Here is a 24972-nt window from a genome sequence, read left to right on the forward strand (position 1 = left end):
GAGACTGAGTGAGTAATCCAAAGGTTTTTGAATTTGCAAAAGAGATCGGGATGACCCCGCTGGCCCTCATGGATAAAATCCGTGAGTGGAATTTGCCTGTGAAAAGTCACATGGCGGAGCTGGATCCGACAGTTCTAGAGCAAATTAAAATTAAACTCTCTGGCGGCGATAAGCCTGCTGAAGAGGCTAAACCGAAAAAAGCAGCAACCCGTAAGGCAGCTCCGAAGAAAGCCGTAGCAGCGGCAGAGACTGAAACTGCAGCTCCTGCAGCCGCGAAGTCTTCTGTGATTCGTCGTAAAAAAGACGAAGCTCCTGTTGAAGCTCCGAAGGCGAAAGTCATAGCTAAACCTGAAGCTGAAGAAGCGGAAGAGGCAGCTCCGACAAAAACAACTCGTGTGGTTGTGAAGAAAACTTCAGCCGCGAAAGAAACCGAAGAAGCTCACGCAGCTCCGGCGGCTTCCGCTGTTGAAGAAAAAATTGTCGCAAAAGAAGAAGCGGCTCCGGTAGAAACAAAATCTGAACCGGTGGTTGCAAAAGCAGCTCCGACTCCGGCGGCTGAACCAGCGCCTGTGGCGGCTCCTGCAGCACAAGCTCGTAAGAAGGAAGTGGTTGTGGGAACAAGCGGTATTGCAAGTTCATCTACTCCGGCGACAACAACGGCAAAAAGAAATATCATCGGTCGTATGGATCTTTCCCGTGTCCAGCCGCAAACTCCGCAACGCGGTGAACGCCCTCAAGGCGGTTATCAGCCAAGATCTGGTGGGCCTGGTGGCGATCGCGGTGAACGTGGCGGGCCTGGCGGTGGTTTCCAACCTCGTCCTGGTGGATTCAATAGACCAGCAGGTGGTGCACCGACTCGCAACATCCGTACAGGATTCGTAGCGGCGGCTCAGCCTCCTGAACCAATGCCAGACAGTGATTTTAGAAGAGATTTTGATAAGCGCAAAAAAATCGGTGCGGGCCCAGCGGCAGCTGCGGGTGCGACTCGTGAGCGCGAAAAAGAAAAAGAAGAAGAAGTAGCAAGCTTCAATGCGGTTGAATTCCGTAAGCGCGAAATGGTCTTCCAGCCTAAAAAGAAAAAAGGCATGTTGGATCGTGAAGCAATGAAGACGCAAATCACAACGGCAGCAGCTCATAAACGCGTTGTTAAAGTAAACAACACGATGAAGCTTTCTGACTTGGCGATGGAAATGGGCTTGAAAGCTCCACAACTCGTAAAAGTTTTGATGACCAACGGTGTGATGGCCAACATGAACACGGATCTTGATTTCGATACGATCGCTTTGATCGTGCCGGAGTTCGGTTGGGAAGCACAAAACGTCTTCAAAACAGCGGAAGATGTGGCGCAAGAAACAGCATTCGGTGAATTGGATGCTGAAAAAGTCACTCGTCCACCTGTTGTGACAATCATGGGTCACGTCGACCACGGTAAAACATCTTTGCTAGATGCGATCCGTAATGCTGACGTTGCTGCGGGCGAAGCCGGCGGCATCACTCAGCACATTGGTGCGTACTCTGTAAAAATTGAAGACGGTTCTTTGATCACATTCTTGGATACTCCGGGCCACGAAGCCTTCACGGCTATGCGTACGCGCGGTGCGAATGCGACAGATATCGCTGTCATCGTCGTTGCGGCGGATGACGGTATGATGCCGCAAACTCAAGAATCTATCAGCCACGCGAAAGCGGCGGGAGTTCCAATTATCGTTGCTGTGAACAAAATGGATAAGCCGGGTGCAAACCCAGAGCGTATCAAGCAACAATTAACAGAGCTTGAAATCGTTCCTGAAGAATGGGGCGGTAACACGATCTTTGTTGAAGTTTCCGCTTTGAAGAAAACAGGTTTGAAAGAGCTTCTTGAGCAAATCAAACTGTTGGCTGAAGTCGGTGAATTGAAAGCCAATCCAAAACGCTCCGGCACAGGTCTTGTGATCGAAGCGAAAATGGAAAAAGGCAAAGGCCCTGTGGCAACTCTTCTAGTTAAAGACGGAACAGTTGAAGTGGGTCAGTACATCGTTGCCGGCACTATGAAGGGCCGTGTTCGTTCGTTGATGAACGACAAAGGCGAAAGAATTCAATCTGTCGGTCCGGGTCTTCCGGCCGAAGTTTTGGGTCTTGATGGTGTTCCAGCGGCGGGTGACCAGTTCGACATCGTTAAAGATGAAAGAACTGCTGAAGAAATGTCGACTCTTCGTAAGAACAAAGCTTTGGCTGCAGCATCAGCTCCGGCACAAAAACTTTCTTTGGATGAGATCTTCGCGAAAGTTAAAACGGGCGATGTGAAGGAGCTTGCAATCATCTTGAAGGCCGACGTTCACGGTTCTCTTGAAGCGATCAACGGCATGCTTTCGAAGCTTTCAACTCCAGAAGTGAAAGCGCGTGTGATCCACGCCGCTGTCGGAGGTATCACGGAGAATGACGTGACCTTGGCAAACACTTCTAAAGGTATCGTTTTGGGCTTCAACGTACGTCCAGACCTGGGCGCACAAGCTAAAGCGAAACAATTGGGCGTCGACATCAGAACATACTCTATCGTTTACGAATTGATCGATCAGATGAAAGCTGCGATGGCGGGTCTTCTTTCTCCAGATGTGGTGGAAGAAGTCATGGGTCGCGCAGAAGTGCGTAACACATTCAACGTACCTAAGGTCGGCGTTATCGCTGGTTGCTTCGTAATTGATGGTAAAGTTCAACGTAACAACATGATCCGTTTGCTTCGTGAAAATAAAATCGTTTACGAAGGAAAGATCTCTTCACTTAAACGCTTCAAAGATGACGCGAAAGAAGTGGCGCAAGGTTACGAATGCGGTATCGGTATCGAAAACTATAACGACGTTAAAGTGGGCGATATGATGGAAGCATACGTGAAAAAAGAAGTTGCACGTGAACTAAGCTCGGGGACTCACTAATGAAGAACATGGGTGATGGGCGCAGAGTCGCTCGCGTAGAAAGAGAAATTCAAGCTACCATCGCTCAGTTTTTGATCCGTGGTTTTAAAACTCCTTTGCCAGGTCTTGTGACCGTGTCTCAGGTGAAAATGCCGGCGGATCTTCGTGCCGCGAAAGTTTATATCAGTGTTTTAGGTTCTGACGCCCAACAAGAAGAGGCGTTGGAGCTTTTGCAAGAACGAGCTTTTGAGATTCAAAACTTCATCGGTAAAGAACTCAAAATGCGCTATTGTCCGAAGCTCACTTTCTATCCTGATCACACAACAGAACAGGTTTTGAAAGTGGAACGCATTCTTCATGAACTTGAAGAAGAAAGAAAAGCGACGGGCAAAACAGAAGAGTCTGATGACGAATAATACAAAACAATTTAATGGTCTTTTGTTGGTTGATAAACCACCAGGGATTTCCAGTCATGATGTCGTGGCGAGGCTTCGCCGTATTCTTGGAACAAAGGCTGTCGGCCATTCGGGAACTCTCGACCCTATGGCGTCGGGGCTTATGGCGTGTCTTATTAACGAAGGCACGAAACTCAGTCAGTATATTTTAGAAGGTGATAAGGGGTATCGCGTGCGTGCGCAGTTTGGTGTTCGCACGGATACTTTGGATACCACCGGGACTGTTTTAGAAACACAGCCTGTAGATTTGACCCGGGAACGCATCTTGGCAGAGGCTGCAAAGCTTCAAGGCGAGATGGAACTTGAAGTGCCTATTTATTCAGCGATCAAGGTTCAAGGGAAAAAGCTCTACGAATACGCCCGTGAAGAAGAGCAGGTCGTGATTCCGAAAAAGATCATGAAGTTCTGGGACGTGACTCCTGTCGATATCGGTTCTGATTGGGCTGAGTTTGATATCAAATGCACCAAGGGCAGCTACATCCGCACATGGGTCGATCTTTTAGGGAAGGCTTTGGGGTGTGGGGCTGCGATGAGTGCTTTGCGCCGAACGTGGTCCGCTCCCTATTTGCTTCCCCAGGCGCAGACGTTGGAAGCTATTGAGGCCTCGGTGAAACAGGGTTTGTGGGGAGCCGCTTTTGTCCCCATGGAATTGGCGTTACCTCAGGTTAAAAGAATCCGTATTAAAGGGCAGGACAGGGTGCTTTTAGGGAATGGGCAGATCAGCCATGACCTGAGAACTCAACTGATTACCGCTTTTAAGCCTTCTGAGGACCAATACGTCCAAATTATCGGTCAAGATGACGGGCAAATGCTCGCTTTAATTGGCTTAGAGCCTGGAAAAGGCTTTGTCCTCCGCCGAGTCTTTAAATATTGACGGGGTGGGGCTTAAGGGTTAGAAAGTTAAATCTTACGGACTCTAACGATCGACAGCCATGACGACGGCGGGGTTTGTAGGCTTACTAAAATCGAAAAAAATAAGAACAGGAGACTTTAATGGCAGTCACTAAAGAGAACAAATCACAAATCGTAAAAAAATTCAAAACAGCAGACCTTGATACTGGATCTCCAGAAGTTCAAGTGGCGCTTTTGACTGCGAAAATCAACGATTTGACAGCTCACTTCTCTACTCACAAGAAAGATCATCACGGTCGCCGTGGTCTTGTGACTATGGTTAATAAAAGAAGAAAACTTTTGGATTACCTACACCGCAAAGACGGTACTCGTTACCAAGCGCTTATCAAAGCTCTTGATATCCGTAAGTAATCGAAATGGAAGGGGCTTCGTGCCCCTTCTGAATTTCCAGCAATAGACGTAACTTCCAGCAAAGCATAAAGGCTTTGCGATATTTTCAAGGAGATTTAATGAAAACGACTGTCACTACTTCGGTGGGCGGAAAACAGATCACCATCGAAACAGGCCGTTTGGCAAAGCAAGCGGATGGTTCCGCTCTTGTCACTTGTGGTAACAACATGGTTCTTGTTACTGCGGTTTCTTCCAAAAAAGCCTCTGAGCTTGATTTCTTCCCTCTCACAGTTGAGTACATCGAAAAATTCTATGCGACTGGTAAAATTCCAGGCGGGTACTTCAAACGTGAAGGTAAGCCGACAACGGACGCTGTTTTGACAGCGCGTTTGATCGACAGACCTATTCGTCCTTCTTTCCCAGAAGGCTACCGTCATGAAACACAAGTTGTAGCGACGGTTCTCTCTGCAGACGGTGCATTCCCTCTTGAGATTCTTTCAAGCTTGGGTGCTTCTGCAGCTCTTCACGTTTCTGATATTCCATTCAATGGCCCAACAGCAGCTATTCAAGTAGCTCGCGTTGACGGTCAATTCGTTGCCAACCCAACTCCACAACAGTTGGAAAAATCTGACATGGACATGATCGTTGCGGGAACTCGCAATGGTTTGTTGATGGTGGAAGGCGAAACGAAATTCATCTCTGAAGCAGATTGTTTGGCGGCTTTGAAATTTGGTCACCAATCCATGATGCCTCTTTTGAATGCGCAAGACGAACTTCGCGAAAAAATGGGTTCGAAAGCAAAACGTGCGTTCACAGCTCCAGTGATTGATGCTGACTTCAAAGGCCAAGCAGAGTCTTTGTTGAAATCTAAAATCGCCGCAGCTCTTTCTATCAAAGTAAAACAAGATCGTTATGCAGCCGTAGCCGCAGCTCACGCCGAAGCGGAAGCGACTTTGTTGGCGTCTATCACTGACAAAGATTTGGCAAAACAACGTAAAAAAGAATTGGCGACTATCGTGGAAGAAATTAAATACCACGAAGCTCGTTCTATGATCTTGGATAAAAAAGTTCGTATCGATGGCCGTGATGTGAAAACAGTACGTCCTATCGCTAACGAAGTGGGCTTGTTGCCTCGTGCGCACGGTTCTGGTTTGTTCACTCGTGGTGAAACTCAATGTTTGGGCACAGTGACTTTGGGAACTGGTGACGATGAGCAAATGGTGGATGCGCTTTTGGGAACTCAAAAACGCAAATTTATGCTTCATTACAACTTCCCTCCATACTCAGTTGGTGAAGTGGGGCGTTTCGGCGGTCAAGGTCGTCGTGAAATCGGTCACGGTAACTTGGCAGAGCGTGCTTTGAAAGCGGTTCTTCCTGATCACGAGAAATTCCCTTACACAATCCGTATCGTGTCTGAAGTTCTTGAGTCGAATGGTTCTTCTTCAATGGGATCTGTTTGTGCGGGAACGATGGCGATGCTTGATGCCGGTGTACCTATCAAAGGAAACGTTGCCGGTGTGGCAATGGGTCTTATTAAAGAGGGCGACCGCGTAGCTGTATTGACTGACATCTTGGGTGACGAAGATCACTTGGGTGACATGGACTTTAAAGTTGCGGGTACTCCACAAGGTATCACAGCTCTTCAAATGGATATCAAAATCGACTCTGTTTCTTTCGATGTGATGGATCAAGCTTTGGCGCAAGCTAAAGAAGGTCGCGCGCACATCTTGAATGAGATGGAAAAAGTGATCAAAGTAGCTCGTGGTCAAATCTCTGAATTTGCTCCTCGTATCGAAACGATCAAAATTAAACCAGATAAGATCCGCGAAGTGATCGGTTCTGGTGGTAAAGTGATCCGTGGTATCACTGAAGCGACTGGCGTTAAGATCGAGATCGAAGACGACGGTACAATCCACATCGCGTCGGCTGATCCTGAAGCAACTAAAAAAGCTATCGGCATGATCAACGACATCGTTGCAGAAGCGGAAGTGGGTAAGACATATAAAGGCCGTATCGTGAAAATCGCGGAATTCGGTGCTTTCGTTGAAATCTTGCCAAACACACAAGGTCTTTTGCACATCTCTGAAATCGCTAACGAAAGAGTGCGCGCAGTAACTGACGTACTTAAAGAAGGCGAAATCATCGACGTGAAAGTTCTTGAAGTAGACCGCGCAGGTCGTATCAAGCTTTCTCGTAAGGCGCTTCTGCAATAAGAATGAATACTAAGTTCAAAAAATCTGAACTTTCTAACGGGATCCGCGTGGTGAGTGAACTTCATCCAGGGTCCCGTGCCGTTTCTATCAGTGTCTGGGTTTTAACCGGAACTCGTGATGAAACTCCTGAGGTGGCGGGGATCTCGCACCTTCTTGAGCACCTTGTTTTCAAAGGCACAAAAACTCGTTCGGCGTATCAAATTGCCAAGTCTTTGGAAGCTTTGGGCGGGGATCTTAACGCCTACACCACTCGTGAATACACTTGTTATCACGCCATGGTTTTGAAGGATCATTGGGAGAAAGCTCTCGATGTTCTTTCAGATCTCATTTCAAACATGCATCTCACAAAAAAAGAATTCGGTCTTGAAAAAGGCGTGATTCTGCAAGAAATCGCGATGTCTGAAGACAGCCATGAAGAGCTTATCTATGACATCTTCTATGATGTTGTTTATGGAAAGCATCCGCTCGGCCGTCCTATTTTAGGAACTCCAAAGTCCATCGCCTTGATGAAGCAAAAACAAGTGATGGATTATTATAAAAAAACTTACACCGGAAAAAACATCATCGTCAGTGCGGCAGGTTGCCTGGATCATGACGAATTGATGGCGGGAATTACGAAGCGTTTGGGACCTAAAAAGACCACGACGCTGAAGAGTAAGCGCTCCGTGCCTCGTTGGTTGAAGCGTCGTCATGTTGTGGAGAAACAAGCAGAGCAAGTGCACATGCTTATGGGATTCCCGACGGCCAGCTTTAAAGACAAACATCGTTTTGAAGCTGTGATCACGAACACTTTGTTGGGCGGGGGAATGACTTCCAAACTTTACCAAAGTGTGCGCGAAAAAAGAGGCCTCGTTTACACGATTCATTCTAGTCTGAATACGCACATGGATTCCGGAATGCTCACGATCTATGCGGGAACGGAAGTTAAAAACGCTCGCAAAGTCGGCGATTTGATTTCTAAAGAAATGCAGAAGATCCGTAAGCAGGGCGTATCGAAACACGATGTGGAAATGTTTAAGACGCAAGTCATTGGAAGCATCTTGCTAGGCTCGGATGATATTGAAAATCGCATGACATCTTTGGCAGTCAATGAGATCGTCTTTGGCCAATATCGTTCGGTGGATTCTGTGATCGAAGAAATTAAAAAAGTTTCTGTCGATTCCGTGAACCACTACATCCGTCAAGAATTGGATCTGTCGCAAGCTTCGGGCGTCTTGTTAGGCCCGGGCGTGACGGAACTTAAAACTTGGTGGGAAGATTTAGAGCTATAAACGGCGAAGGCCGGCAGGTAAGGAGATCGTATGCAAAAGATCGCAGTGAAAGTTAAGAAACTTGAAAATTTCCACGGTGAACTTCCTCAATATCAATCTTTGGGTGCGAGTGGCTTTGACGTTCGCGCGCAACTTGCAGGGCCTGTTGTTTTAAATCCTGGTGAAAGAGCGTTGATTCCAACGGGTTTGTCTTTTGAGATTCCACTGGGATACGAAATTCAAGCGCGTCCGCGCAGTGGTTTTGCAGCGAAAAATGGTGTGACGGTTTTGAATACTCCGGGCACGATCGACGCTGATTATCGCGGTGAAGTTAAAATCATCATCATCAATTTGGGTAACGAAACTGTGACAATCGAAGATCAGGAGCGTTGTGCTCAGCTGGTGATTGCTCCGGTTCTCCAAGCGCACTTTCAACTGGTTGACGAGCTGGGTTCCACAGAGCGCGGTGCTGGTGGTTTTGGTTCCACAGGTCGTGCTTAGGGAATTTTAAGTATTTAATTGCAGAAGCCCTCCATAGGGCTTCTTGTGCCTGTCTATTTAAATTACGATCCTACAGTTGCTCAAGATGACAACTGGCAAAAGGATGCCAAAGGAAATTCGATCATTGTCCTTACACTTTAGGTGCCGCTCAATTTAGAAAACCTTATTCCGGTCGCTTCTTGCTTACAGGTCTTTATGATGCAAACAGTATTGAAGAAGCAGGGTCAGGATATTCTTATAAGTTCGATGGTCAAGCTTATCGCAGCTTTCATGGTTCTGATGAAAATGGACGCTGGGATGCTATGGTTTATATTCCTGACGCCGCGACGGGCAAGACGGCTAAATCTTTTTCTGGTCTCTTAACAATTCAAATGGATTTGATGGATCAAGGCTATTACCACATTGATCTGACTTGCTCTTCTGTTCTGAAATGATGTCTAAATTATCCGAGTCTTTCCAGGCGAGAGATATCGATACGATTCCACAACCACAAGATAAATACGATCGCAAAAAGGATCGTGACGAGACGAATGGATCTGCGTTTTTCCATTTGGAAATTTTCAGTTAAACCCACCGCCATCAAAAGGGCGGTGAATGCGAAGCCCACCAAAGTGATTGGCGGAATCATTTCTGAACCTACTTGAAATACAAAAAACGGAATGTTGGCGAAAAGAACCAAAGTAAAGATCTTGCGAAGAGAGCATGTTCTTTTTTCGTACACTTGAAAATAGTAATATATGAACAAAGAGCCGATGAATGTTGTCACCACTCCAACAATAGGCGAGATGATAAAGCCGCCCATGATTCTGAAAAAGTTCGGAGGAACAAGCCCTGTTAAAATACCTGAAGCCATCGAAAGAACAACCAGCGTGATAATCAGCACCGGCCAATTCCAGTCAGGCAATGTCTTGATTTTTTCAACCGGATGGCGAAGGTAGTTGATAATGTAACGAACGACCTCTTTGGCCGTTTCAAAGTGGGGCTGATTCTGGGGTGTCACGTCTCTGTAGTCGCTCATGATTTTATTGCACCACCGTGCCTGTACTTAAGCAAGGGATTTAAAGGGGACGGTCTTCCCGAAGATCCATTTCCGCTAAAGTTTGGGCGCGCTCAAGCAGAAGCAAGCTATTGGAAATCGCCGTGTCTTTATTTGCTCCCAGAGTGCTGAGTGAAGGGAGGTCTTTCTTTTTCGTAAGCCATTGGTGAAGACCGTAAGCGAACTTAAGAAATAAACTATTCTTTTGTGAGGGAAGACACACGACTTCTGCTGTCGGAATGGGGAGGGCAGACAGATGATGCGACTTAAGAGAAAGTCCCGGGTCCACGATTTCGGTTAAGCTCATGATCGCCGATGATTTATGCTGGCGAATCACGCCTTCAAATTCTTGAAAAGTCACAGCATCAAGAACCAAGTGAAAATGTCGGTTGTGGGTTTCTTGTTGCTTTAGAAAATATAAAAAACGTTCCTGACGTTGCTGCGGATTGTTCCAGGGAAGGTGCAAGGTGAAAACTTCATAGCCATGTTCCGCCAAAAACAATGTATAGATATTCCAGTAAGATTTAAAATAGAAAATCGAGCGAGGACCTGTGACGAAAAGCAAAGGAAAACGGGTGAGCAGGCAGTTGGGTTTTAGTTCAAAGGGAATGTCTTGGTTGGATCTTGCTTGATTGGAGAAAAGCGCAAGACCCAAAGTGAAAACAAGAAGGCAGAGTATAAGTATTAAAACATCCACCCCTCAATTATAGAGAGGTGTTCAGACGAAATGCAAAGTCAAAGGAGTTTTTATCAGAAGTGTCGTTCACAAGAGCTGTTCTTGCGCTGACCTCAGCACCCAAAGAAAGATTTTTGTGAACTTGCGCGAGGAATCCTGTCGAGATAACCAAAGACGGTGTCGTTGAATCTACGCTGATGTCTCTGGAAGGGTCCGAGAATTTCAAGAAGCGATTGGAGAGACCGGAACTGACGGTGTAGTTCCAAACGCTCTCAAGCTTATTTGTGTAGCCAATCTTAAGATCAAACTCGCGCAAGGTGAATTCCTCACTGCCGGAAGAAGTGAGACCGTAATTTCTAAACACACCTTCGGAGTACCAGTTTGGCGAAAACAAATCCATTCCTAGCGAAAGTTGAATGCCGCTCGCGTGACGGTTGAAGTTTTGTTTGTTCGCTGAAATATTCGAGAAGGAATTCGCGTAACCAATTCCCGCATGCAAGCGCACGTCATCGAAAGAGCTGCTTTGTTTTTTAGCCAAATGATTCTTTTTCGCGCTCAGTTCATTAAGCAAGTCGTCGTAGCTGACTTCTTCATACTCTGAAGAGGAGCCTGCGGCCTGGACTAAGGTGGGAGCGGAAAAGAGGGCTAATGCGATCAAAACGAATTGGATTGTTTTAGATATTTGCATTCCTTGATTCTAGCAAGGCTTTGTCATTTTTCAAAAATTCATCTTTCGTTCTAGACCTCATTTTTGGCAAACTAGATGTATATGCGCGGCTTGCGCCGCAGGATGTGGAGCGAGCTTGGCTCGCGGAACTGGACTTAAAAAATGTTCTCAATATTCCATAAACGTCACAATTGTTTTTGCGCTTTCTGTAAAAGCCCCCGCCGTATTTATCGTAAGAAGAATATTTCTTTGATGAATATTGTTGGTAGTGCTTTAGCTTCCATTGTTGTGATGTTCGCGATCTGGCAACAGTATGATCCGCGTGTGATGATTGCGTTTGTGGTGTGCTTGGCTTTGTCAGAAGTGTTCGTGAAGATTCGTTGGCGCCTTTCTGTGGTGTGCCGCTCTTGTGGATTTGATCCGGTTTTATATTTAAAGCATCCGGAGCAAGCTGCGCAAAAAGTGAAGGAACAGTTGGATCTTCGTAAACAGGATCCAAAGTATCTGCTTGCAAAGCCGCTTAATTTGCCCGCAATTCCCGCGGAAAAGGCCAAAGCTCTTCAAGCTAAAGAAAAAGGCCGCTTGGTCTCTCGCTCTGTTTGATCTAAGAGTTGCCTAAAGGCCCTCTTTATGACAGTTTAAAGAGGCATGAAAACACTCATCGTGATTCCGACGTACAATGAAAAAGAAAATATTCAGGCGATCGTGCCTGCCGTTTTAGCTCAAAACTTGGGCGTTGATATTCTGGTTGTTGACGACAACTCTCCAGATGGAACGGGTGCCATTGTTCGTGAAATGCAAAAAAACATTCCTCAGCTTCATCTTCTTTCTCGTCCCGGCAAACAAGGTTTGGGAAAAGCTTATATCGCGGGCTTTCGTTGGGGCATGGATCATGGTTACGAAGCCATTACTGAGATGGATGCGGATTTTTCTCATCGTCCTGAGGACCTGGGGCCATTGCTTAAAAAGTTAGAAACCCACGACTTTGCAGTAGGTTCTCGTTATGTCGAGGGCGGGCGCACGGTCAACTGGGGCATTATGCGTAAGATTATCTCCCGCGGTGGCGGTATTTATGCGCGTTTGATTTTAGGTTTTCCTTTGAACGATTGGACGGGGGGATTTAATGCGTGGAAGAAAGAAGTTCTTCAAGGCATTGATCTTTCCACTGTCGAGTCCAACGGTTACAGCTTTCAAATTGAACTGAAATACAAAGCCATGAAAAAGGGTTTCAAGGGTGCGGAGTCACCGATTGTTTTTGAAGATCGTCGCGTCGGTCAAAGCAAGATGTCATTGAAGATTGTCATTGAGGCCTTCTATCGTGTTTGGCTCATGCGTTTCCGTTAAGGGTTTGGCCCTTCTTTTTATTACTTTCCTTTTTCCAGTGTTGTCGTGGGCGGCAGCTCAACAGGCGACTGTTATTACTGATGGCGCTTTGATTTATCAAGACGCGGACTTTGATGCTCCCGTGATTCAGACTTTGAAACGTGGAAGTGTTTACAGCATTTCTACCGGGAAAAAGGGACCTTTCTATAAAATTCGTCTGAAGCCCGGGACGGTGGGCTGGATTGCCGACACCGATTTGAAAATGGGTGTCGTGAAGCTCGCGCCTCCTCCTGAAGAGAAAAAACTTTTTGATAAGAAAGAAGAGCGTAAAAAACCGTTCTTTGCCACTCGCTATCGCGGGCCAGCTTTGGATTTTATCAATTTTACGGAAGACACCTTAGGGCAGGAGCGTTCGACGTTTCTGCCTTTTTACGGCGTGAAATTCAATGGTTTTAATACGATCATCAGTGGGGAGATCTATACCGAGGGCAACATCATGTTCCACGTCGGCGCTCCTAGTTACTACACGGACGTCACGAAAAAAAGTGCCGACGGTTTTATTTTTATCTCGAATTTTCTTTTGCAAACGGTCAGTCCTCTAAGCAAATCAAATTTGTTTTATTACGGATTCGGTCCCATGTTTAAGTATTCGCACTTCACTTTGGAAGTTCCTAACGGCACAAAGACATTAAGTTACTCTGCGGATGATATGAATCTGGGCGCGGTTTTTAATGTCGGTATGGCTTTCCGCTTAGGCAGTCTTTCTTTGCGCACAGACGCGAAATACTATTGGGAGCGAGTAAAGTACTACGGTTTCGGCCTGAATCTGGGTTGGGAATTCTAAGTTTAAAATTTTGGTAAAAGTCCGAATCGCGAATTGGGAGCACTGCTGCTCCCAAGCTATCTCTTTTTAATTTTAGCAATAGGTTTGCATGGTGTCCTTTAAAAACGATTTTAAGGGGACCCAATGCTTTTAATTTCAATAGACTGCTTTTTAGTCCTTCCTAATGCTAAAAATCTCTATTTATTAATGCATCACAATGTGGTACATTGTATATGAGATTCATTTGGGACGAAAACAAGAATATTGAGAATCAAATCAAGCACGGAATTAGTTTTGAAGAGGCTATCAGTGTTTTTGATAGCGACTTTTCGATGTCATACGATGCAGCTCATTCTACTCTTGATGAAGATCGCTATATAACGAAGGGAATGATTGACCATCACGGTATTATTCTGGTTGTTCACACTGAGCCGGAAGAAAACGTTTACAGAATTATTTCGGCTCGTAAACATGGGTGAAGATATGAAACACAAGACTTTAAAAGAAGCGATGAAGGCTGCCAAAGAAACGGGCAAACCACAAAAAGTGGAAGCACAGCTGGGCCCTCACGAAGTAAAGGTGAATGTCTCGATTCGTTTGGACTTGGAAGTTTTAAATTGGCTCAAAGAAGAAGCAGAGAAGCGTGGTTTGCCTTACACGACTCTTGCGAACTCTATTTTGAAACAGGCCTCTATGAGTCAGTCTTTTGAAGAGCGTTTGGCGCGTTTGGAAAAAGTCGTTCTTAAAGGTAAAGTCGGCTAAGGATTTTTTTCTTTATAATGCGACTTCTTTGATATAAACGAAGGCCTCAGCTTGAGGGGGCTTTTTGATGCGTATTTTTTCTTTGTCGTTCCTGCTTGTTCTTTTTTCTCTTACAACTTTTGCCGCAGATATTGAGCCGTACTTTGAAGCTTTAAAGCAATCGGGTGCGAACTTTGAACCGGACGGAGCCATCTGTGAGCAAGTGGCTCGCCTGACTTTGGCGACACAGTATCCTGACAAAGATTTCTCTCTTGCAAGTGGCATTGAATACGATGCCGGGGGAATGACATTGGGAGAACTCGATGTCCTTGTCATCAACCGTGCGACTCAGAAAGTAGTTCTAGTCACGGAAGTAAAGTGCTGGAAGAATTTAAAGCAAGCTTTGGATAAAGTGGTATCGCAAAGACAGCGTTTCATTTGGAATTTGACGAAGTTTCCTCAAAAGATGCATTTCGTTTCTTACTCAGAATTGGATTTAAAAGCCGAACAGTTTGACGCTGCGACGGAATATCGTTCGATCTCTCAGTTGGGTGGCGTTAAATACGGTTTTGATATGGAGCTGGAATTAACACTCTCTGAGTTTAGAGCGCTGCGTATGAAGCTGCTTAAATGTCAGGCATGGGGAGAGTGCGCACGCGCTGCGCAATAGGTGACTTGGGAGGGAATCTCATGCAGATTCCTTCCATGTCTATTCAAGTTTTACCTCCTGAAGTCGTCGATCAAATTGCCGCTGGCGAAGTGGTGGAGCGTCCCGCCCACCTTGTTAAAGAACTTGTAGAAAACAGCATTGATGCCGGAGCCACCAGAGTTCACGTTGAATTCTTTGACGGTGGTCGTATCGTGAAAGTGATCGACAACGGAAAAGGCATGTCGCCGGAAGATCTTCCCAAAGCTTTGGAAAGATTTGCGACCAGTAAAATTTCAAAAACAGATGACCTTTGGAAGCTTCGTACTTTCGGATTTCGTGGGGAAGCACTGGCAAGTATCGCCGCTGTCAGTAAGTTGACTCTGACGTCTCGTCGCGAGGGTGATGAGCAAGCTCACCAATTGATCAGCGAATACGGTCGTAAAAAACACATCGACAAAGTCGGCGGCTCGCAGGGGACGACGATTTTAATCGAAAATCTTTTCGACAACACGCCTGCGCGATTGAAGTTTTTAAAATCAGACGCCGCTGAAAACACGGCGATTAAAACGACTCTCAAAGCCATGGCCCTTTCTCACTACAATGTTGAATTCCGTATTCAGGAAAACGGCAAGTTGGTAAGTTTTTGGCCGGCTTGCAAAAATCGCAAAGACCGCGTTGAGCAAATTTTAGAAATTAAGCCTCTCTTTGAAGGCGAAGCCACTCGTGAAAACGTGCGCGCTTATGCGGTGTTTGCAGATCCTCACAATGTTGCGAAGACAGCAAAAAATATTTGGCTCTTTGCGCAGAATCGTTGGATTCAAGATCGCAGCCTGCAAGCGGCGGTGAATGAAGCTTATCGCAGTCTTCTTATGCACGGCGAATATCCGATTGCCGTCGTGTGGGTTGAAGTCGATCCTGATTGTGTTGACGTGAATATTCACCCAACAAAGTCACAGGTGAAGTTCCAAGAACCTTCGCTCGCGTTCCGTGCTGTGGCCGGGGCTTTAAGATCGACATTGGAGCAAGCACCTTGGCTTGCAGAATCGCAAAGACCTCGTCCGCCACAACCTCTTTCAGATGTGTCGGCAGAGGATTATCCTTCAACACAGGGTCTTCCGAATTTTGCAAACGCACCGATGCCAAAAGAAAATCTGGCATTCCAAGATGCTTCTTTAAGTGCGACACAATTTCAGAAAAAAGAATTTAATTTTCCTAAGGCGACAATCAATGAACCAAAAATTGATTACCAAACTTTGGCGGAAGCGGCAGCTTCTCGCGAAGAGCTCGCCACTCAATCTATGAGTCCTAAATCTGCGGAACCGGAAGCTCCGCGAGGGTATTGGTCTTCGCTTGAGGTTTTGGGGCAGGCAAATCTCACTTACATCGTGACACAAGCTCGCGATAAAATTGTTTTCGTCGATCAGCATGCCGCTCACGAGCGTGTGGTATTTGAAAAACTTATGAGTGCGTGGAAGGGGGGCAAGGTCGACGTGCAGGATTTCTTGTTCCCGCTCGCTATAGATATGTCGCCAGAAAAAGTCGAAGCTCTTTTGGGAATTGCGAAAGACATCGAACGCCTGGGCGTTCATATTGAATCTTTAGGCCCAGGCACGATCGGTGTGAAGGCTGCACCACTGATGATTAAAGAATCTATTCTAAGCACTGTGCTTGATAAAATGGCGAATGAAATCGTCGAACAAGGTGGAAGCTATTCACTTGAACGCGTGGTCGGTGATATTTGCGCGACGATGGCCTGCCACTCAGTTGTGCGTGCGGGACAAGCTTTGGGAATTGATCAGATGAAAAGTCTTTTAAGAGACATGGATATGTTCCCCTTAAGCAGCTTCTGCCCGCATGGCCGTCCTGTGAGCGTGGAATATCCTTTCTACAAACTTGAAAAAGATTTCGGTCGAATCGTTTAATGAAGAACCTGCGAAAGCCCGTGATTTTTGTCGTTGGAGCTACGGCCACCGGAAAATCCGAGTGGGCCCTAAAGCTCGCGCAGGAATTTGGCGGAGTCATTGTTAACTGTGACTCCATTCAAGTTTATAAAAAGCTTGATATTGGTGCTGCAAAACCCACAAAAGAGGAGCAAGCGTTAGTTCCCCATTACTTGCTCGACTACGTAAATCCTCCGCAAGAAATGACAGCCGGGCAGTACTGCCGTGATTTTTACGAATGCGTGGAGCAGATTCCTGAAAACACTCCTGTGTTCGTCGTTGGCGGAACGGGTTTCTATTTTATGGCGATTGAAAAGGGAATGTATCCGGTTCTTCCGGTGCCTCCTGAAATTCAAAAAGCTGTTGAGGGAGAACTTAAAACTGCCGAGGGTGCTGAAAAACTTCACAAAGAACTTTTAGAAAAAGATCCCGAGTACGGCGCAAAAATTCATCTTTCCGATCACTATCGTATCGGTCGCGCCATTGAACTGATTCGCAGTCAGGGAAAAAGTGTGACACAGATTCAAAATGAATTTGCCGAAACACGCAGTGAATTTCCATTTCCACTTTTAAAAATCGGTCCAAGTTGGGATCGTGAAGTTTTGAAAGAACGTATCGCTCTTCGTACGAAAAAAATGTTAGAGCAGGGTTTGGTTCAAGAAGTGCAAAACCTCCTCGACGAAGGTTTGGAAAAGTGGGCGCCGATGAGCAGTGTCGGTTACAAAGAAACCATCGCGTTTTTGAAAAACGACCTGAACTCTGAGCAACTGTTTGAAGAAATTTCGAAGAACACACGACAGCTCGCCAAAAGACAAAGAACTTGGTTTCAAAGAGACAAAGACATTCATTGGTTTTCGGGAAGTGATGGATTTTCCGAAGCTCGCGCCATGGTCGAGAAATTTCTGAAACCTTGACCCCATAAGAGGGGCCGTTTCAAAATGGAGTTATTATGAAAAGTATGACAGGGTACGGCACCGCTAGAGTTCAATCTAAAGACGTCACAGTTGAAGTCAGTATTCGCGCCGTGAACGGCCGTTTCTTAGAACCTCGTTTTCATCTTCCTCGTGAATTTGTAGCCCATGAAGGGGAACTTAAAAAAATTCTCAGCCAGTCTTTGCATCGCGGAACAGTGGATGTGTTTGTTTCTCGTCGTGTGAAGAACACCGCGAACAAAGCGCAAATGACGGTGAACGACGCTTTGGCGAAAAAGTATATGATGGCTTACAAGCATCTTTCCAAAGAGTTGGGTGTTCCTTTTCAAGTTCATCTTGAAGTGGTGGCGCGTCTTCCAGAGATCATCAAAGTGGAAGAAACTTACGAACTTTTCCCAGGCGAAGACAAGGTTCTTAAAAAAGCATTCGCGGATGCTTGCAAGAATTGTGATAAAGAGCGCAGCCGCGAAGGACAAGCTTTGCGTCGTGATTTGCAAAAGCTGCTGATCGCTTTAGAGAAACAAGTGAAGGTTATCAGTGAGTTGCGTGGCGAAGCCAATGCACAACTTCAAGACAAGTTCGAACAAAAGATCCGCGCGCGTCTTAAAGGAAATGACATTGATCCAAACCGTCTGTCGCAAGAAATCGTGATTCAGCTTGAGAAAGCCGACATTAATGAAGAGCTCTCTCGTTTGAGTGAGCATATTAAGAACTACCGTCAGTTGGTGGCATCTCAGCAGGCAGAAGGGAAGAAGTTGGACTTCTATACCCAAGAGCTGCTCCGCGAAGTGAATACGATTGGTTCAAAGTCTCAAGTAGCCAAGATCACTCAAGCCGTGGTAGAAGCAAAAACCCTTATTGAAAGATTGAGAGAACAGGTACAAAACGTCCAATGAAGACACGTCTTATTATCGTCGCCGCTCCAAGTGGTGCAGGAAAAAGTAGTTTTGTCGAAAAGCTCAGCCAGGAAAATCCTCGCTTGGTCGATATCATTACTTACACCACTCGCGCGATGAGAAAAGGCGAAAGCGAGGGACAGCCTTATCACTTCATCAGTTCCGAAGATTTTCAGAAAAAAATCAAAGAAGGGTTTTTCGTAGAATGGGCGAAGGTCCATACAAACTTCTACGGAACATCTTTTGAGTCTATCGAAAATGCCTGGAAACAAGACAAATGCGCGATCATGGATATTGATATCCAAGGGGTTGCCACGTTTAAATCGAAGTTTCCGGATGCTAAGACCGTTTTTATCCTGCCTCCTTCTATTGACGAGCTGCGCCGCAGAATCGAGAAAAGGGACGGGGGAGTTCCAGCGGATATTGAGGTCCGTATGGCTAACGCCGAAAAAGAGATCCGTGAGGCCTCTAAATTCGATTATCAGATCGTGAACGACGTGTTTGAGCAATCTTACTCGCAATTTAAAAAAATCGTTGAAGAATTACTAGCTTAGCTGTAACTTGTCCGGATCTACTTTGTCTAAAAAAGTGCCTGGAGGCTAAATGGCTCGCGTAACTGTTGAAGATTGCTTGGAAAAAGTTCCTAACAGATTTGCTCTTGTATTGATGGTTGCAAAAAGAGCGAAGCAACTTCTTAAAGGAGCTGAAGCGACAGTTTCTACTCGCAGCAATAAGTACATCGTCAGTGCTCTTCGTGAAGTGGCGATTGGTAACGTAGGTTACACAGAAGCTATGGAAAACGCTGAGGCAACTCGCCAAATCGAAAAAGACCTAAATAAATAGTCTTTAAATCGAATATATTGCTTAAAAGGAGGCCAACAAGCCTCCTTTTTTGTTTTAAAGCTTCTCTCACAGCTCCTTTTGTAAAAGCCCTCGGCTTTTTCCATAAACGCTTAAAATAACTAATAAATCCAAGACCTTATTGAAAACTTAGTTGGACTCATTGGTCTCCTCAGGTAAACTTATTTAATATGTTAGAAGTCCTGAAAGAGAGCGGAGTCAGTCAGAAGCCAGTAAAGACACTTGATGATCTTCTGTCACGCATTCGCAATTTCTATCCGAATGCTGATTTAAAAATCATCGAGAAGGCCTACTACTTTTCTGAGAAAGCTCACGAAGGACAAATTCGTCGCAGTGGTGAGCCTTACATTTCTCATCCACTTTCTGTCGCCGCGATTCTAGCGGATCTTCATCTGGATTTAGATACGATTGCCACAGGCCTTTTGCATGACACCGTCGAAGACACGGCCGCAACTCTTGAGGATATTCGTCGAGAGTTTGGTGACGTGATCGCGCATCTCGTAGATGGTGTTACAAAAATCGGTCAGATGAAATTTAAAAACAGTCACGAAAAACAAGGCGAGAATATTCGCAAGATGATCGTGGCGATGGGTAAAGACGTGCGTGTCGTTCTTGTGAAATTGGCGGACCGTCTTCACAACATGCGCACTTTGAATTTCATGCCGTTTGAAAAACAAGAGCGCATTGCTCTTGAGACTTTGGAAATCTACTGTCCTCTTGCGGGACGTATGGGTATCAGTTCTTTGAAAATTGAACTTGAAGATCTGTGCTTCCGTTACTATCGCCCGGACATGTACTACGAACTTGTTCAGCACATCAAAAAAACAGAGTCTGAACAAAATCGCTATATCGAAGACGTCAAACACATGCTCTCTAAAGAGCTGAACAAAGCGGGCTTTAAGTACGAAGTTTACGGCCGTTCAAAACACTTGTGGTCGATCTATAGAAAAATGCAATCACGTAACATCGAGTACGATCAGGTTTATGACGTGCTGGCGTTCCGTGTGCTCGTTGATAACGTGGCAGAGTGTTACGCTGTTCTTGGACTTGTGCACTCGTTGTGGAAGCCAATTCCGGGTCGCTTCAAAGATTTCATCGCGATGCCGAAAGCCAATAACTATCAATCACTGCATACGACGGTGATGGGGCCTGGCGGGGAGCGTATTGAAATTCAAATCCGCACTCAAGAAATGCATCTGGTGGCAGAGCGCGGTATCGCGGCTCACTGGAAGTATAAAGAGCGCGGTAAGATGGTCGATGATTCTGATTTCCAACAAGCAAACTGGCTTCGTGACCTTGTGACATGGCACCAGCAAGTACGCAGTCCCGATGAGTTTTTGGATACAGTAAAGACCGATCTTTTTGAAACCGAGATTTACGTTTTCACTCCGACAGGGGATGTTCGTGAGTTTCCTGAGGGCGCAACGCCTGTAGATTTTGCCTATGCCGTTCATACGGAATTAGGAAATCAAATTGTCGGTGCTCGTGTGAACGGCAAGATGGTGCCGTTAAAATATCAACTGCAAAATGGTGATACTGTCGAAGTTATTACTTCGAAAACCCAAGTGCCATCAAAAGATTGGCTCAAATTCGTTGTAACGAACAAAGCTAAAGCAAAAATTCGCGCTTTCGTAAAAGAAGAGCAACGCCGTCGTGCGATTCTTCTGGGTAAAGAGCTTGTCGAAAAAGAATTCCGTAAATTCGGCATGGCTGCGGTGAAGTATCTTAAAGGCCCTGCATTTGATCAGTATTTGAAAGATCACGGTCTTGCAGATTTAGATGAGTTGTACGTGACGGTTGGTTACGGAAAACTTGAAACGCGCATTCTTGTTGAAAGACTTACTCCGGAAAATATCGCCAAAGAAGCGGCGAAAAATGACGACACGACTTTCATGGAAAGAGTCATGCGTGCAGCCACGCAAAAGACTCGCAAGACGAATTCTTTGATCAGTGTCGACGGCATGGATGACGTTTTGGTTCACTATGCAAAATGCTGTCATCCTATTCCGGGGGATCCGATTGTGGGCTTTATCAGCCGCGGACGCGGTATCACCATCCACCGCAGTGACTGCCGTAAAGCTTTTGAATTCGATCAGCTTCGCAAGGTCGACGTGAATTGGAATGTGAAGCAGGCCGGTGAAGGCCAAGAGCGTGTCGTGCGCTTGAAAATTATTTCTCAAGACGTTCCGGGATTATTAAAATTAATGTCGGAGGCTTTTGCGCAGCAGGGAATTAATATTCAGTCGGCACAGATTCGTACGACAAAAGACAAAAAAGCCATCTGTCACTTTGAAGTCAGCGTGAAAGATGCAAGCCAGTTAAACCAAGCGATCTATGAAATTCAAAAGATCAAAGGTATCATTGGTGTGACTCGTGTCATCCATTAAGATTTCCAAAAACGCTCATTTCATTTTAGCCTTTGCTGTTCTTGGTGTTGCAATGACGGTGATGATCGGTTGGATTTTAAGAAGTCCGGAGATCATCCAGCTCAGTCCTTCCATGGCGCCGATGGTATTTAATACGGCCTTTTCGTTTGCCGCATTGTCGGTGGGATTTTTATTTTCTGAGTTCAAATCTCCGTTTGTATCTAAAATGATGTCCGCCATCGTGATTTTTATTTCTGTCCTGACGCTGGCTCAATATTTTTTCGGATGGAATCTCGGCATCGACAAACTTTTTATTGAACCGTTTTACGGTGTCGGTGTTGTGGTGCCCGGGCGCATGTCGATCAGCGCTTCTGCTTGTTTCTTTGTATTGTCTCTTTTGTTTTTCTTCCGCCGTCCCGGATATACTTATCAAATGGCCTGCGTTTCAATTTCCACGCTGGTCATCGGTTTTTCGTTTTTTGGGATTGCCGGCTACGCTTTAGGATTTAGCGCGGAATACGGGTGGGGAAGTTTTTCTCGCATGGCTCTGCATACGAGTGTTTGCTTTATTTTGCTTTCGCTTGCGGCGTTGTGGCAGCTGCGTTTGCGTATTCGCGAGTACTCGGTTCGTCGCAGCGCTTTGGTTCCTTTTTATGTTGTGATGGTGGGAATTCTCACTTCGATGTTGATCTGGCAGCTTTTGGTTTTGCGCGATCAGGAACGCAATAAGCGCGTGATCCAGATTCGCGGTGAAAGTTTGAAGGCGAGCTTAGACAACGTTTTTTTGCCTTTGGAAAAATCCTTAGAGCACATGTCTCGGCGTTTTGCTTCCGGAGCTTATGCCAATCAAAAAATGTGGTTGGTGGATGCTTCAAGTTATTTTGAAGAATTTGAGGGATTAAAGCGTCTGGTGTGGGCGGACTCCGACGATATCATTCGTTGGGTTTACCCGATGAGTAACGGCGGTGACCGAGTCATCAATACCGCTGTTGATAACCGTGAATTGCGCGAACATCTTAAACAAGCGACCTCGGAGCATCAGGCCTTTCTTTCCCGTATCTTTGAACTTAAAACAGGCGGGCGCGGATTTATTTTAATCGTTCCAGTTTTTCAAAACGATAAGTATCACGGGTCGGTTTCCGCAGCGTTAATGGCGGAGCCGTTTTTCTCTCGTGTTGTTCAAATGGACGGTTATGATCTTTCCATTCTTGAAGACGGAAAAGAAATTTATAGCAAGGGATCTCCCGATCCGGTCTTTGCCCGGGATTGGAAAACAGAGACTCGGTATTCTACCTTAGGCGCAAGTTGGGACATTGTGCTTGTGCCCACGGCCACGACAGTGCGTGAAAACACGTCGGCCCTTCCTGGAATAGTTTTATTGTTTGGGGTCAGCGTTTCCATTCTTTTAGGCTTGGCTCTTAACTTTTACAATCGCTCGCGGGATTCTGAGAAAATTGCCAAGGAGTCCTTCGAGTTAAAACAAGCCAGCATGAACGCGGTTCCACTGATGATGATCTCCATGGATACAAACACGATGATCCGTGAGATGAATGCGACGGCAGAAAGAATTTTAGAATATTCATCAGCGGAAGTGGCCGGTAAAACTTCGCCTTTTATTTTTCATGACGCCAATGAAGTCCGCGATGTTCAAGACAAAATTGAAAAAGAGTTGGGCCGTACGGTGACTTTGGGAGCTGATTATCTTCATGCATTCTTTGCGCTGGGATACAACAAGGCTTCCGAGTGGACGATGATTTCTAAAACGGGGAAGCGTTACTCCGTTGTGATTTCTACCAGTGAAATTCGGGATGAAAACGGCGAAGTGACGGGATATCTCGAAGTCGTAGAAGACGTCACCCAACAAAAAGAAAAAGAACGCGTTCTTAAAGAACAAGAGCAGAAAATCTTGGCTTCTTCACGCTTGGCTTCGCTCGGTGAAATGGCAGCAGGCATCGCGCATGAAATCAATAATCCTTTGGCTATTATTGGTGGACACGTGGGGGTTCTCAGAAAACTCTTGGCGCAAAAGGGTCTTGCTGAAGAAACGGATTTAAACAAGAAAGTCGACGCTATCGAACACGTAGTACATCGTATCGCAAAAATCATTCGTGGCTTACGCAGTTACGCGCGTGAATCGGATTTAAGCAGTGATGAAAGCGTGAAGGTTGAAACTTTGATCGAAGATACGATGGCGTTTTGTCACGAAAGATTCCGCGCAGAAGGGGTTGAAGTGGCGCTTTCGATCGAGCCTAATTTGGTTGTCTATGGACGTCCTTATCAGATCTCACAGGTTTTATTGAATTTGCTCAACAATGCTTTGGATGCGGTTTCGACGAGCAAGCTAAAAAAAGTCACACTGGCTGCACAGCGAAGCGGCGAGGGGGTGGAACTCAGTGTGGCCGACACCGGTCCCGGAGTTCCTTATCATTTGCGCAGTAAAATCATGGAGCCGTTTTTCACAACCAAAGAAGTTGGAAAAGGTGTTGGTTTGGGCTTAAGTATCTCTCAAGGAATTATTCAGTCACACAATGGGAAATTTTATTTGGATGAAAACTCTGCGAAAACCAAATTCGTGATTTGGTTGCCTGAGCCTAAAGATTCCAAGCCCATCCACCCTTAATCACAATCATATTGGCCTTCACCGTATCCGAAGCGGGGAAGAGATTGTATTCAATGCTGATCGGAATGTAGTTCTTGCGATTCATTTGAATGTCAGTCCCCACAGCAAATGTGAAAACTTGATTTGTAGAAATCTGTGATTCATTTAGGGCCGTGCTGGATTTTGAAACCGCCAGCATATATCCCATGCCTCCGCCGATCCATCCGCGGTATTTTCCCTGAATAGGGTACCACTTAAGAAGGCCATACAAAGAAAGATAATTGATCTTCGCATCACAGCTTGTCGAGCCCGCACAGGCCGCCTCTGAAGCATTTCCAGAAACATTGAATTGTTCGATAGCTGCAGAACCGCGTCCGATCAGAGATTGTCCTAAAGCATAGTCATAAAAACCACCGACGCCGAAACCGGAACCACTCATGCTGGTTGACGTTTTGTGACTGATACCGAAGCCATCCTTGTAGCTTACATCCGCGTTCATCGAGTTCATGATGTAGCTGCCGGTAACACCGTAAGAATCTTTCACCACACGCAAATAACTCATGTCATTGCGAGAAACGGGTGCTGCTTCTTCCTCTGAAGTTTCACTGGCAGGAACATCGGCGCTCATTTTTGAAGCGGCTTTAGCTTGCAAAGCATATCCTTGAGCCGCGCGACCTTTGACGATTTCACCAAGAGCTTTGGATCCTTTGACTTGTTTGATACGAATGATCGCGGTTTTTTTATTATTCGCAGGATTGAGCAAATAAAACTCGTCACCTTCGGAAGTGGCGTCGCCCTCAAGATTGATCAGAACTTTTTGTCCTTTGACGGCTGAAACAGAAGCTGAATAAGCAGCGGAAGTCCAAAACATTAAAAGGCAGGCAACGAAGATGTGAGTTCTCAAGATCACTTGT

General features: G+C 45.8%; 25 protein-coding genes. 21 read left to right on the forward strand and 4 right to left on the reverse strand.

Features of this window, described 5'->3' with window-relative positions; all coding sequences use genetic code 11:
* Positions 1 to 8: 8 nt before the first annotated feature.
* The 8 genes from infB to AAAA78_RS07160 all read left to right on the forward strand — a co-directional run bounded on the left by infB (position 9) and on the right by AAAA78_RS07160 (position 8983).
* On the forward strand, positions 9 to 2909 hold the full coding sequence (gene infB, locus AAAA78_RS07125; protein WP_340591089.1) for a translation initiation factor IF-2: 2901 nt from the start codon (positions 9 to 11) through the stop codon (positions 2907 to 2909).
* Entirely contained in the window at positions 2909 to 3304 is a 396-nt protein-coding gene (rbfA, locus tag AAAA78_RS07130) for a 30S ribosome-binding factor RbfA (protein WP_340591090.1), read from the forward strand. Before infB ends, rbfA begins: the two co-directional genes overlap by 1 nt.
* A complete protein-coding gene (gene truB, locus AAAA78_RS07135; protein ID WP_340591091.1) occupies positions 3294 to 4217 on the forward strand; it encodes a tRNA pseudouridine(55) synthase TruB in 924 nt (307 codons plus the stop codon). Before rbfA ends, truB begins: the two co-directional genes overlap by 11 nt.
* A 119-nt stretch (positions 4218 to 4336) precedes the next feature.
* Positions 4337 to 4606, forward strand: coding sequence for a 30S ribosomal protein S15 (gene rpsO, locus AAAA78_RS07140; protein WP_295903891.1), 270 nt, complete (start codon positions 4337 to 4339; stop codon positions 4604 to 4606).
* 98 nt (positions 4607 to 4704) lie between these two features.
* A complete protein-coding gene (gene pnp / locus AAAA78_RS07145; protein ID WP_340591092.1) occupies positions 4705 to 6798 on the forward strand; it encodes a polyribonucleotide nucleotidyltransferase in 2094 nt (697 codons plus the stop codon).
* A 2-nt stretch (positions 6799 to 6800) separates the two neighbouring features.
* Positions 6801 to 8069 carry a M16 family metallopeptidase gene (locus tag AAAA78_RS07150; protein ID WP_340591093.1) on the forward strand — a complete coding sequence of 423 codons (1269 nt, stop codon included), beginning with the start codon at positions 6801 to 6803 and terminating at the stop codon, positions 8067 to 8069.
* Positions 8070 to 8099: 30 nt separating this feature from the next.
* Positions 8100 to 8549, forward strand: a complete 450-nt coding sequence (dut, locus tag AAAA78_RS07155; RefSeq protein ID WP_295903897.1) for a dUTP diphosphatase — start codon at positions 8100 to 8102, stop codon at positions 8547 to 8549.
* Positions 8550 to 8728: 179 nt separating this feature from the next.
* Positions 8729 to 8983, forward strand: coding sequence for a hypothetical protein (locus tag AAAA78_RS07160; RefSeq protein ID WP_340591094.1), 255 nt, complete (start codon positions 8729 to 8731; stop codon positions 8981 to 8983).
* Between the two features lie 8 nt (positions 8984 to 8991).
* Here AAAA78_RS07160 and AAAA78_RS07165 read toward each other — a convergent pair whose 3' ends face one another.
* The 3 genes from AAAA78_RS07165 to AAAA78_RS07175 are packed head-to-tail and all read right to left on the reverse strand — an operon-like array spanning position 8992 to position 10949.
* A complete protein-coding gene (locus tag AAAA78_RS07165) occupies positions 8992 to 9567 on the reverse strand; it encodes a YIP1 family protein (RefSeq protein ID WP_340591095.1) in 576 nt (191 codons plus the stop codon).
* A 40-nt stretch (positions 9568 to 9607) separates the two neighbouring features.
* Positions 9608 to 10282, reverse strand: coding sequence for a hypothetical protein (locus AAAA78_RS07170; protein ID WP_340591096.1), 675 nt, complete (start codon positions 10280 to 10282; stop codon positions 9608 to 9610).
* A 7-nt stretch (positions 10283 to 10289) separates the two neighbouring features.
* On the reverse strand, positions 10290 to 10949 hold the full coding sequence (locus tag AAAA78_RS07175; RefSeq protein WP_340591097.1) for a hypothetical protein: 660 nt from the start codon (positions 10947 to 10949) through the stop codon (positions 10290 to 10292).
* 231 nt (positions 10950 to 11180) lie between these two features.
* On the opposite strand from AAAA78_RS07175, the gene AAAA78_RS07180 reads away from it, so the two are divergent.
* From AAAA78_RS07180 to AAAA78_RS07240, 13 genes are all read left to right on the forward strand, one after another.
* Complete coding sequence (locus AAAA78_RS07180; RefSeq protein WP_340591098.1) at positions 11181 to 11531, forward strand: hypothetical protein; 351 nt, start codon at positions 11181 to 11183, stop codon at positions 11529 to 11531.
* Between the two features lie 45 nt (positions 11532 to 11576).
* The gene (locus tag AAAA78_RS07185) at positions 11577 to 12272 is read left to right on the forward strand and encodes a polyprenol monophosphomannose synthase (RefSeq protein ID WP_340591099.1); all 696 of its coding nucleotides are present in this window, start codon (positions 11577 to 11579) and stop codon (positions 12270 to 12272) included.
* Positions 12247 to 13095 (forward strand): SH3 domain-containing protein, encoded by an 849-nt coding sequence (locus tag AAAA78_RS07190; protein WP_340591100.1) that lies wholly within the window; start codon positions 12247 to 12249, stop codon positions 13093 to 13095. The genes AAAA78_RS07185 and AAAA78_RS07190 overlap by 26 nt, the downstream gene beginning before the upstream one ends.
* Positions 13096 to 13307: 212 nt before the next feature.
* The gene (locus tag AAAA78_RS07195) at positions 13308 to 13553 is read left to right on the forward strand and encodes a BrnT family toxin (RefSeq protein WP_340591101.1); all 246 of its coding nucleotides are present in this window, start codon (positions 13308 to 13310) and stop codon (positions 13551 to 13553) included.
* Between the two features lie 4 nt (positions 13554 to 13557).
* Complete coding sequence (locus AAAA78_RS07200) at positions 13558 to 13836, forward strand: BrnA antitoxin family protein (protein ID WP_340591102.1); 279 nt, start codon at positions 13558 to 13560, stop codon at positions 13834 to 13836.
* Between the two features lie 67 nt (positions 13837 to 13903).
* Entirely contained in the window at positions 13904 to 14485 is a 582-nt protein-coding gene (locus AAAA78_RS07205; RefSeq protein WP_340591103.1) for a hypothetical protein, read from the forward strand.
* 20 nt (positions 14486 to 14505) lie between these two features.
* Positions 14506 to 16386, forward strand: a complete 1881-nt coding sequence (mutL, locus tag AAAA78_RS07210; RefSeq protein ID WP_340591104.1) for a DNA mismatch repair endonuclease MutL — start codon at positions 14506 to 14508, stop codon at positions 16384 to 16386.
* Entirely contained in the window at positions 16386 to 17318 is a 933-nt protein-coding gene (gene miaA, locus AAAA78_RS07215) for a tRNA (adenosine(37)-N6)-dimethylallyltransferase MiaA (protein ID WP_340591105.1), read from the forward strand. Before mutL ends, miaA begins: the two co-directional genes overlap by 1 nt.
* Before the next feature lie 35 nt (positions 17319 to 17353).
* Positions 17354 to 18232, forward strand: coding sequence for a YicC/YloC family endoribonuclease (locus AAAA78_RS07220; RefSeq protein ID WP_340591106.1), 879 nt, complete (start codon positions 17354 to 17356; stop codon positions 18230 to 18232).
* Positions 18229 to 18786: a guanylate kinase gene (gene gmk / locus AAAA78_RS07225; protein WP_340591107.1), complete on the forward strand. Its 558-nt coding sequence runs from the start codon at positions 18229 to 18231 to the stop codon at positions 18784 to 18786. The genes AAAA78_RS07220 and gmk overlap by 4 nt, the downstream gene beginning before the upstream one ends.
* Positions 18787 to 18835: 49 nt before the next feature.
* Positions 18836 to 19075, forward strand: coding sequence for a DNA-directed RNA polymerase subunit omega (gene rpoZ / locus AAAA78_RS07230; RefSeq protein ID WP_295906055.1), 240 nt, complete (start codon positions 18836 to 18838; stop codon positions 19073 to 19075).
* Positions 19076 to 19263: 188 nt separating this feature from the next.
* Positions 19264 to 21480 carry a RelA/SpoT family protein gene (locus AAAA78_RS07235; protein ID WP_340591108.1) on the forward strand — a complete coding sequence of 739 codons (2217 nt, stop codon included), beginning with the start codon at positions 19264 to 19266 and terminating at the stop codon, positions 21478 to 21480.
* Positions 21467 to 24079: an ATP-binding protein gene (locus tag AAAA78_RS07240; protein ID WP_340591109.1), complete on the forward strand. Its 2613-nt coding sequence runs from the start codon at positions 21467 to 21469 to the stop codon at positions 24077 to 24079. Before AAAA78_RS07235 ends, AAAA78_RS07240 begins: the two co-directional genes overlap by 14 nt.
* Here the strand turns inward: AAAA78_RS07240 and AAAA78_RS07245 are convergent.
* Entirely contained in the window at positions 24051 to 24968 is a 918-nt protein-coding gene (locus AAAA78_RS07245) for a hypothetical protein (RefSeq protein WP_340591110.1), read from the reverse strand. The two genes, AAAA78_RS07240 and AAAA78_RS07245, sit on opposite strands and share 29 nt — an antisense overlap.
* Positions 24969 to 24972 lie beyond the last annotated feature (4 nt).

The sequence above is a fragment of the Bdellovibrio sp. BCCA genome, assembly GCF_037996825.1.
Lineage (GTDB): Bacteria > Bdellovibrionota > Bdellovibrionia > Bdellovibrionales > Bdellovibrionaceae > Bdellovibrio.

What these genes read in the sequence shown, in the direction of transcription:
- AAAA78_RS07205 (WP_340591103.1), top strand. Translation starts at nt 13,904, where the DNA reads ATGCGTATTTTTTCTTTGTCGTTCCTGCTTGTTCTTTTTTCTCTTACA.
- rbfA (WP_340591090.1), top strand. Translation starts at nt 2,909, where the DNA reads ATGAAGAACATGGGTGATGGGCGCAGAGTCGCTCGCGTAGAAAGAGAA.
- truB (WP_340591091.1), top strand. Translation starts at nt 3,294, where the DNA reads ATGACGAATAATACAAAACAATTTAATGGTCTTTTGTTGGTTGATAAA.
- gmk (WP_340591107.1), top strand. Translation starts at nt 18,229, where the DNA reads ATGAAGACACGTCTTATTATCGTCGCCGCTCCAAGTGGTGCAGGAAAA.
- AAAA78_RS07220 (WP_340591106.1), top strand. Translation starts at nt 17,354, where the DNA reads ATGAAAAGTATGACAGGGTACGGCACCGCTAGAGTTCAATCTAAAGAC.
- mutL (WP_340591104.1), top strand. Translation starts at nt 14,506, where the DNA reads ATGCAGATTCCTTCCATGTCTATTCAAGTTTTACCTCCTGAAGTCGTC.
- miaA (WP_340591105.1), top strand. Translation starts at nt 16,386, where the DNA reads ATGAAGAACCTGCGAAAGCCCGTGATTTTTGTCGTTGGAGCTACGGCC.
- AAAA78_RS07175 (WP_340591097.1), bottom strand. Translation starts at nt 10,949, where the DNA reads ATGCAAATATCTAAAACAATCCAATTCGTTTTGATCGCATTAGCCCTC.
- AAAA78_RS07180 (WP_340591098.1), top strand. Translation starts at nt 11,181, where the DNA reads ATGAATATTGTTGGTAGTGCTTTAGCTTCCATTGTTGTGATGTTCGCG.
- AAAA78_RS07195 (WP_340591101.1), top strand. Translation starts at nt 13,308, where the DNA reads ATGAGATTCATTTGGGACGAAAACAAGAATATTGAGAATCAAATCAAG.
- AAAA78_RS07235 (WP_340591108.1), top strand. Translation starts at nt 19,264, where the DNA reads ATGTTAGAAGTCCTGAAAGAGAGCGGAGTCAGTCAGAAGCCAGTAAAG.
- pnp (WP_340591092.1), top strand. Translation starts at nt 4,705, where the DNA reads ATGAAAACGACTGTCACTACTTCGGTGGGCGGAAAACAGATCACCATC.
- rpsO (WP_295903891.1), top strand. Translation starts at nt 4,337, where the DNA reads ATGGCAGTCACTAAAGAGAACAAATCACAAATCGTAAAAAAATTCAAA.
- AAAA78_RS07200 (WP_340591102.1), top strand. Translation starts at nt 13,558, where the DNA reads ATGAAACACAAGACTTTAAAAGAAGCGATGAAGGCTGCCAAAGAAACG.
- AAAA78_RS07165 (WP_340591095.1), bottom strand. Translation starts at nt 9,567, where the DNA reads ATGAGCGACTACAGAGACGTGACACCCCAGAATCAGCCCCACTTTGAA.
- dut (WP_295903897.1), top strand. Translation starts at nt 8,100, where the DNA reads ATGCAAAAGATCGCAGTGAAAGTTAAGAAACTTGAAAATTTCCACGGT.
- AAAA78_RS07185 (WP_340591099.1), top strand. Translation starts at nt 11,577, where the DNA reads ATGAAAACACTCATCGTGATTCCGACGTACAATGAAAAAGAAAATATT.
- rpoZ (WP_295906055.1), top strand. Translation starts at nt 18,836, where the DNA reads ATGGCTCGCGTAACTGTTGAAGATTGCTTGGAAAAAGTTCCTAACAGA.
- AAAA78_RS07150 (WP_340591093.1), top strand. Translation starts at nt 6,801, where the DNA reads ATGAATACTAAGTTCAAAAAATCTGAACTTTCTAACGGGATCCGCGTG.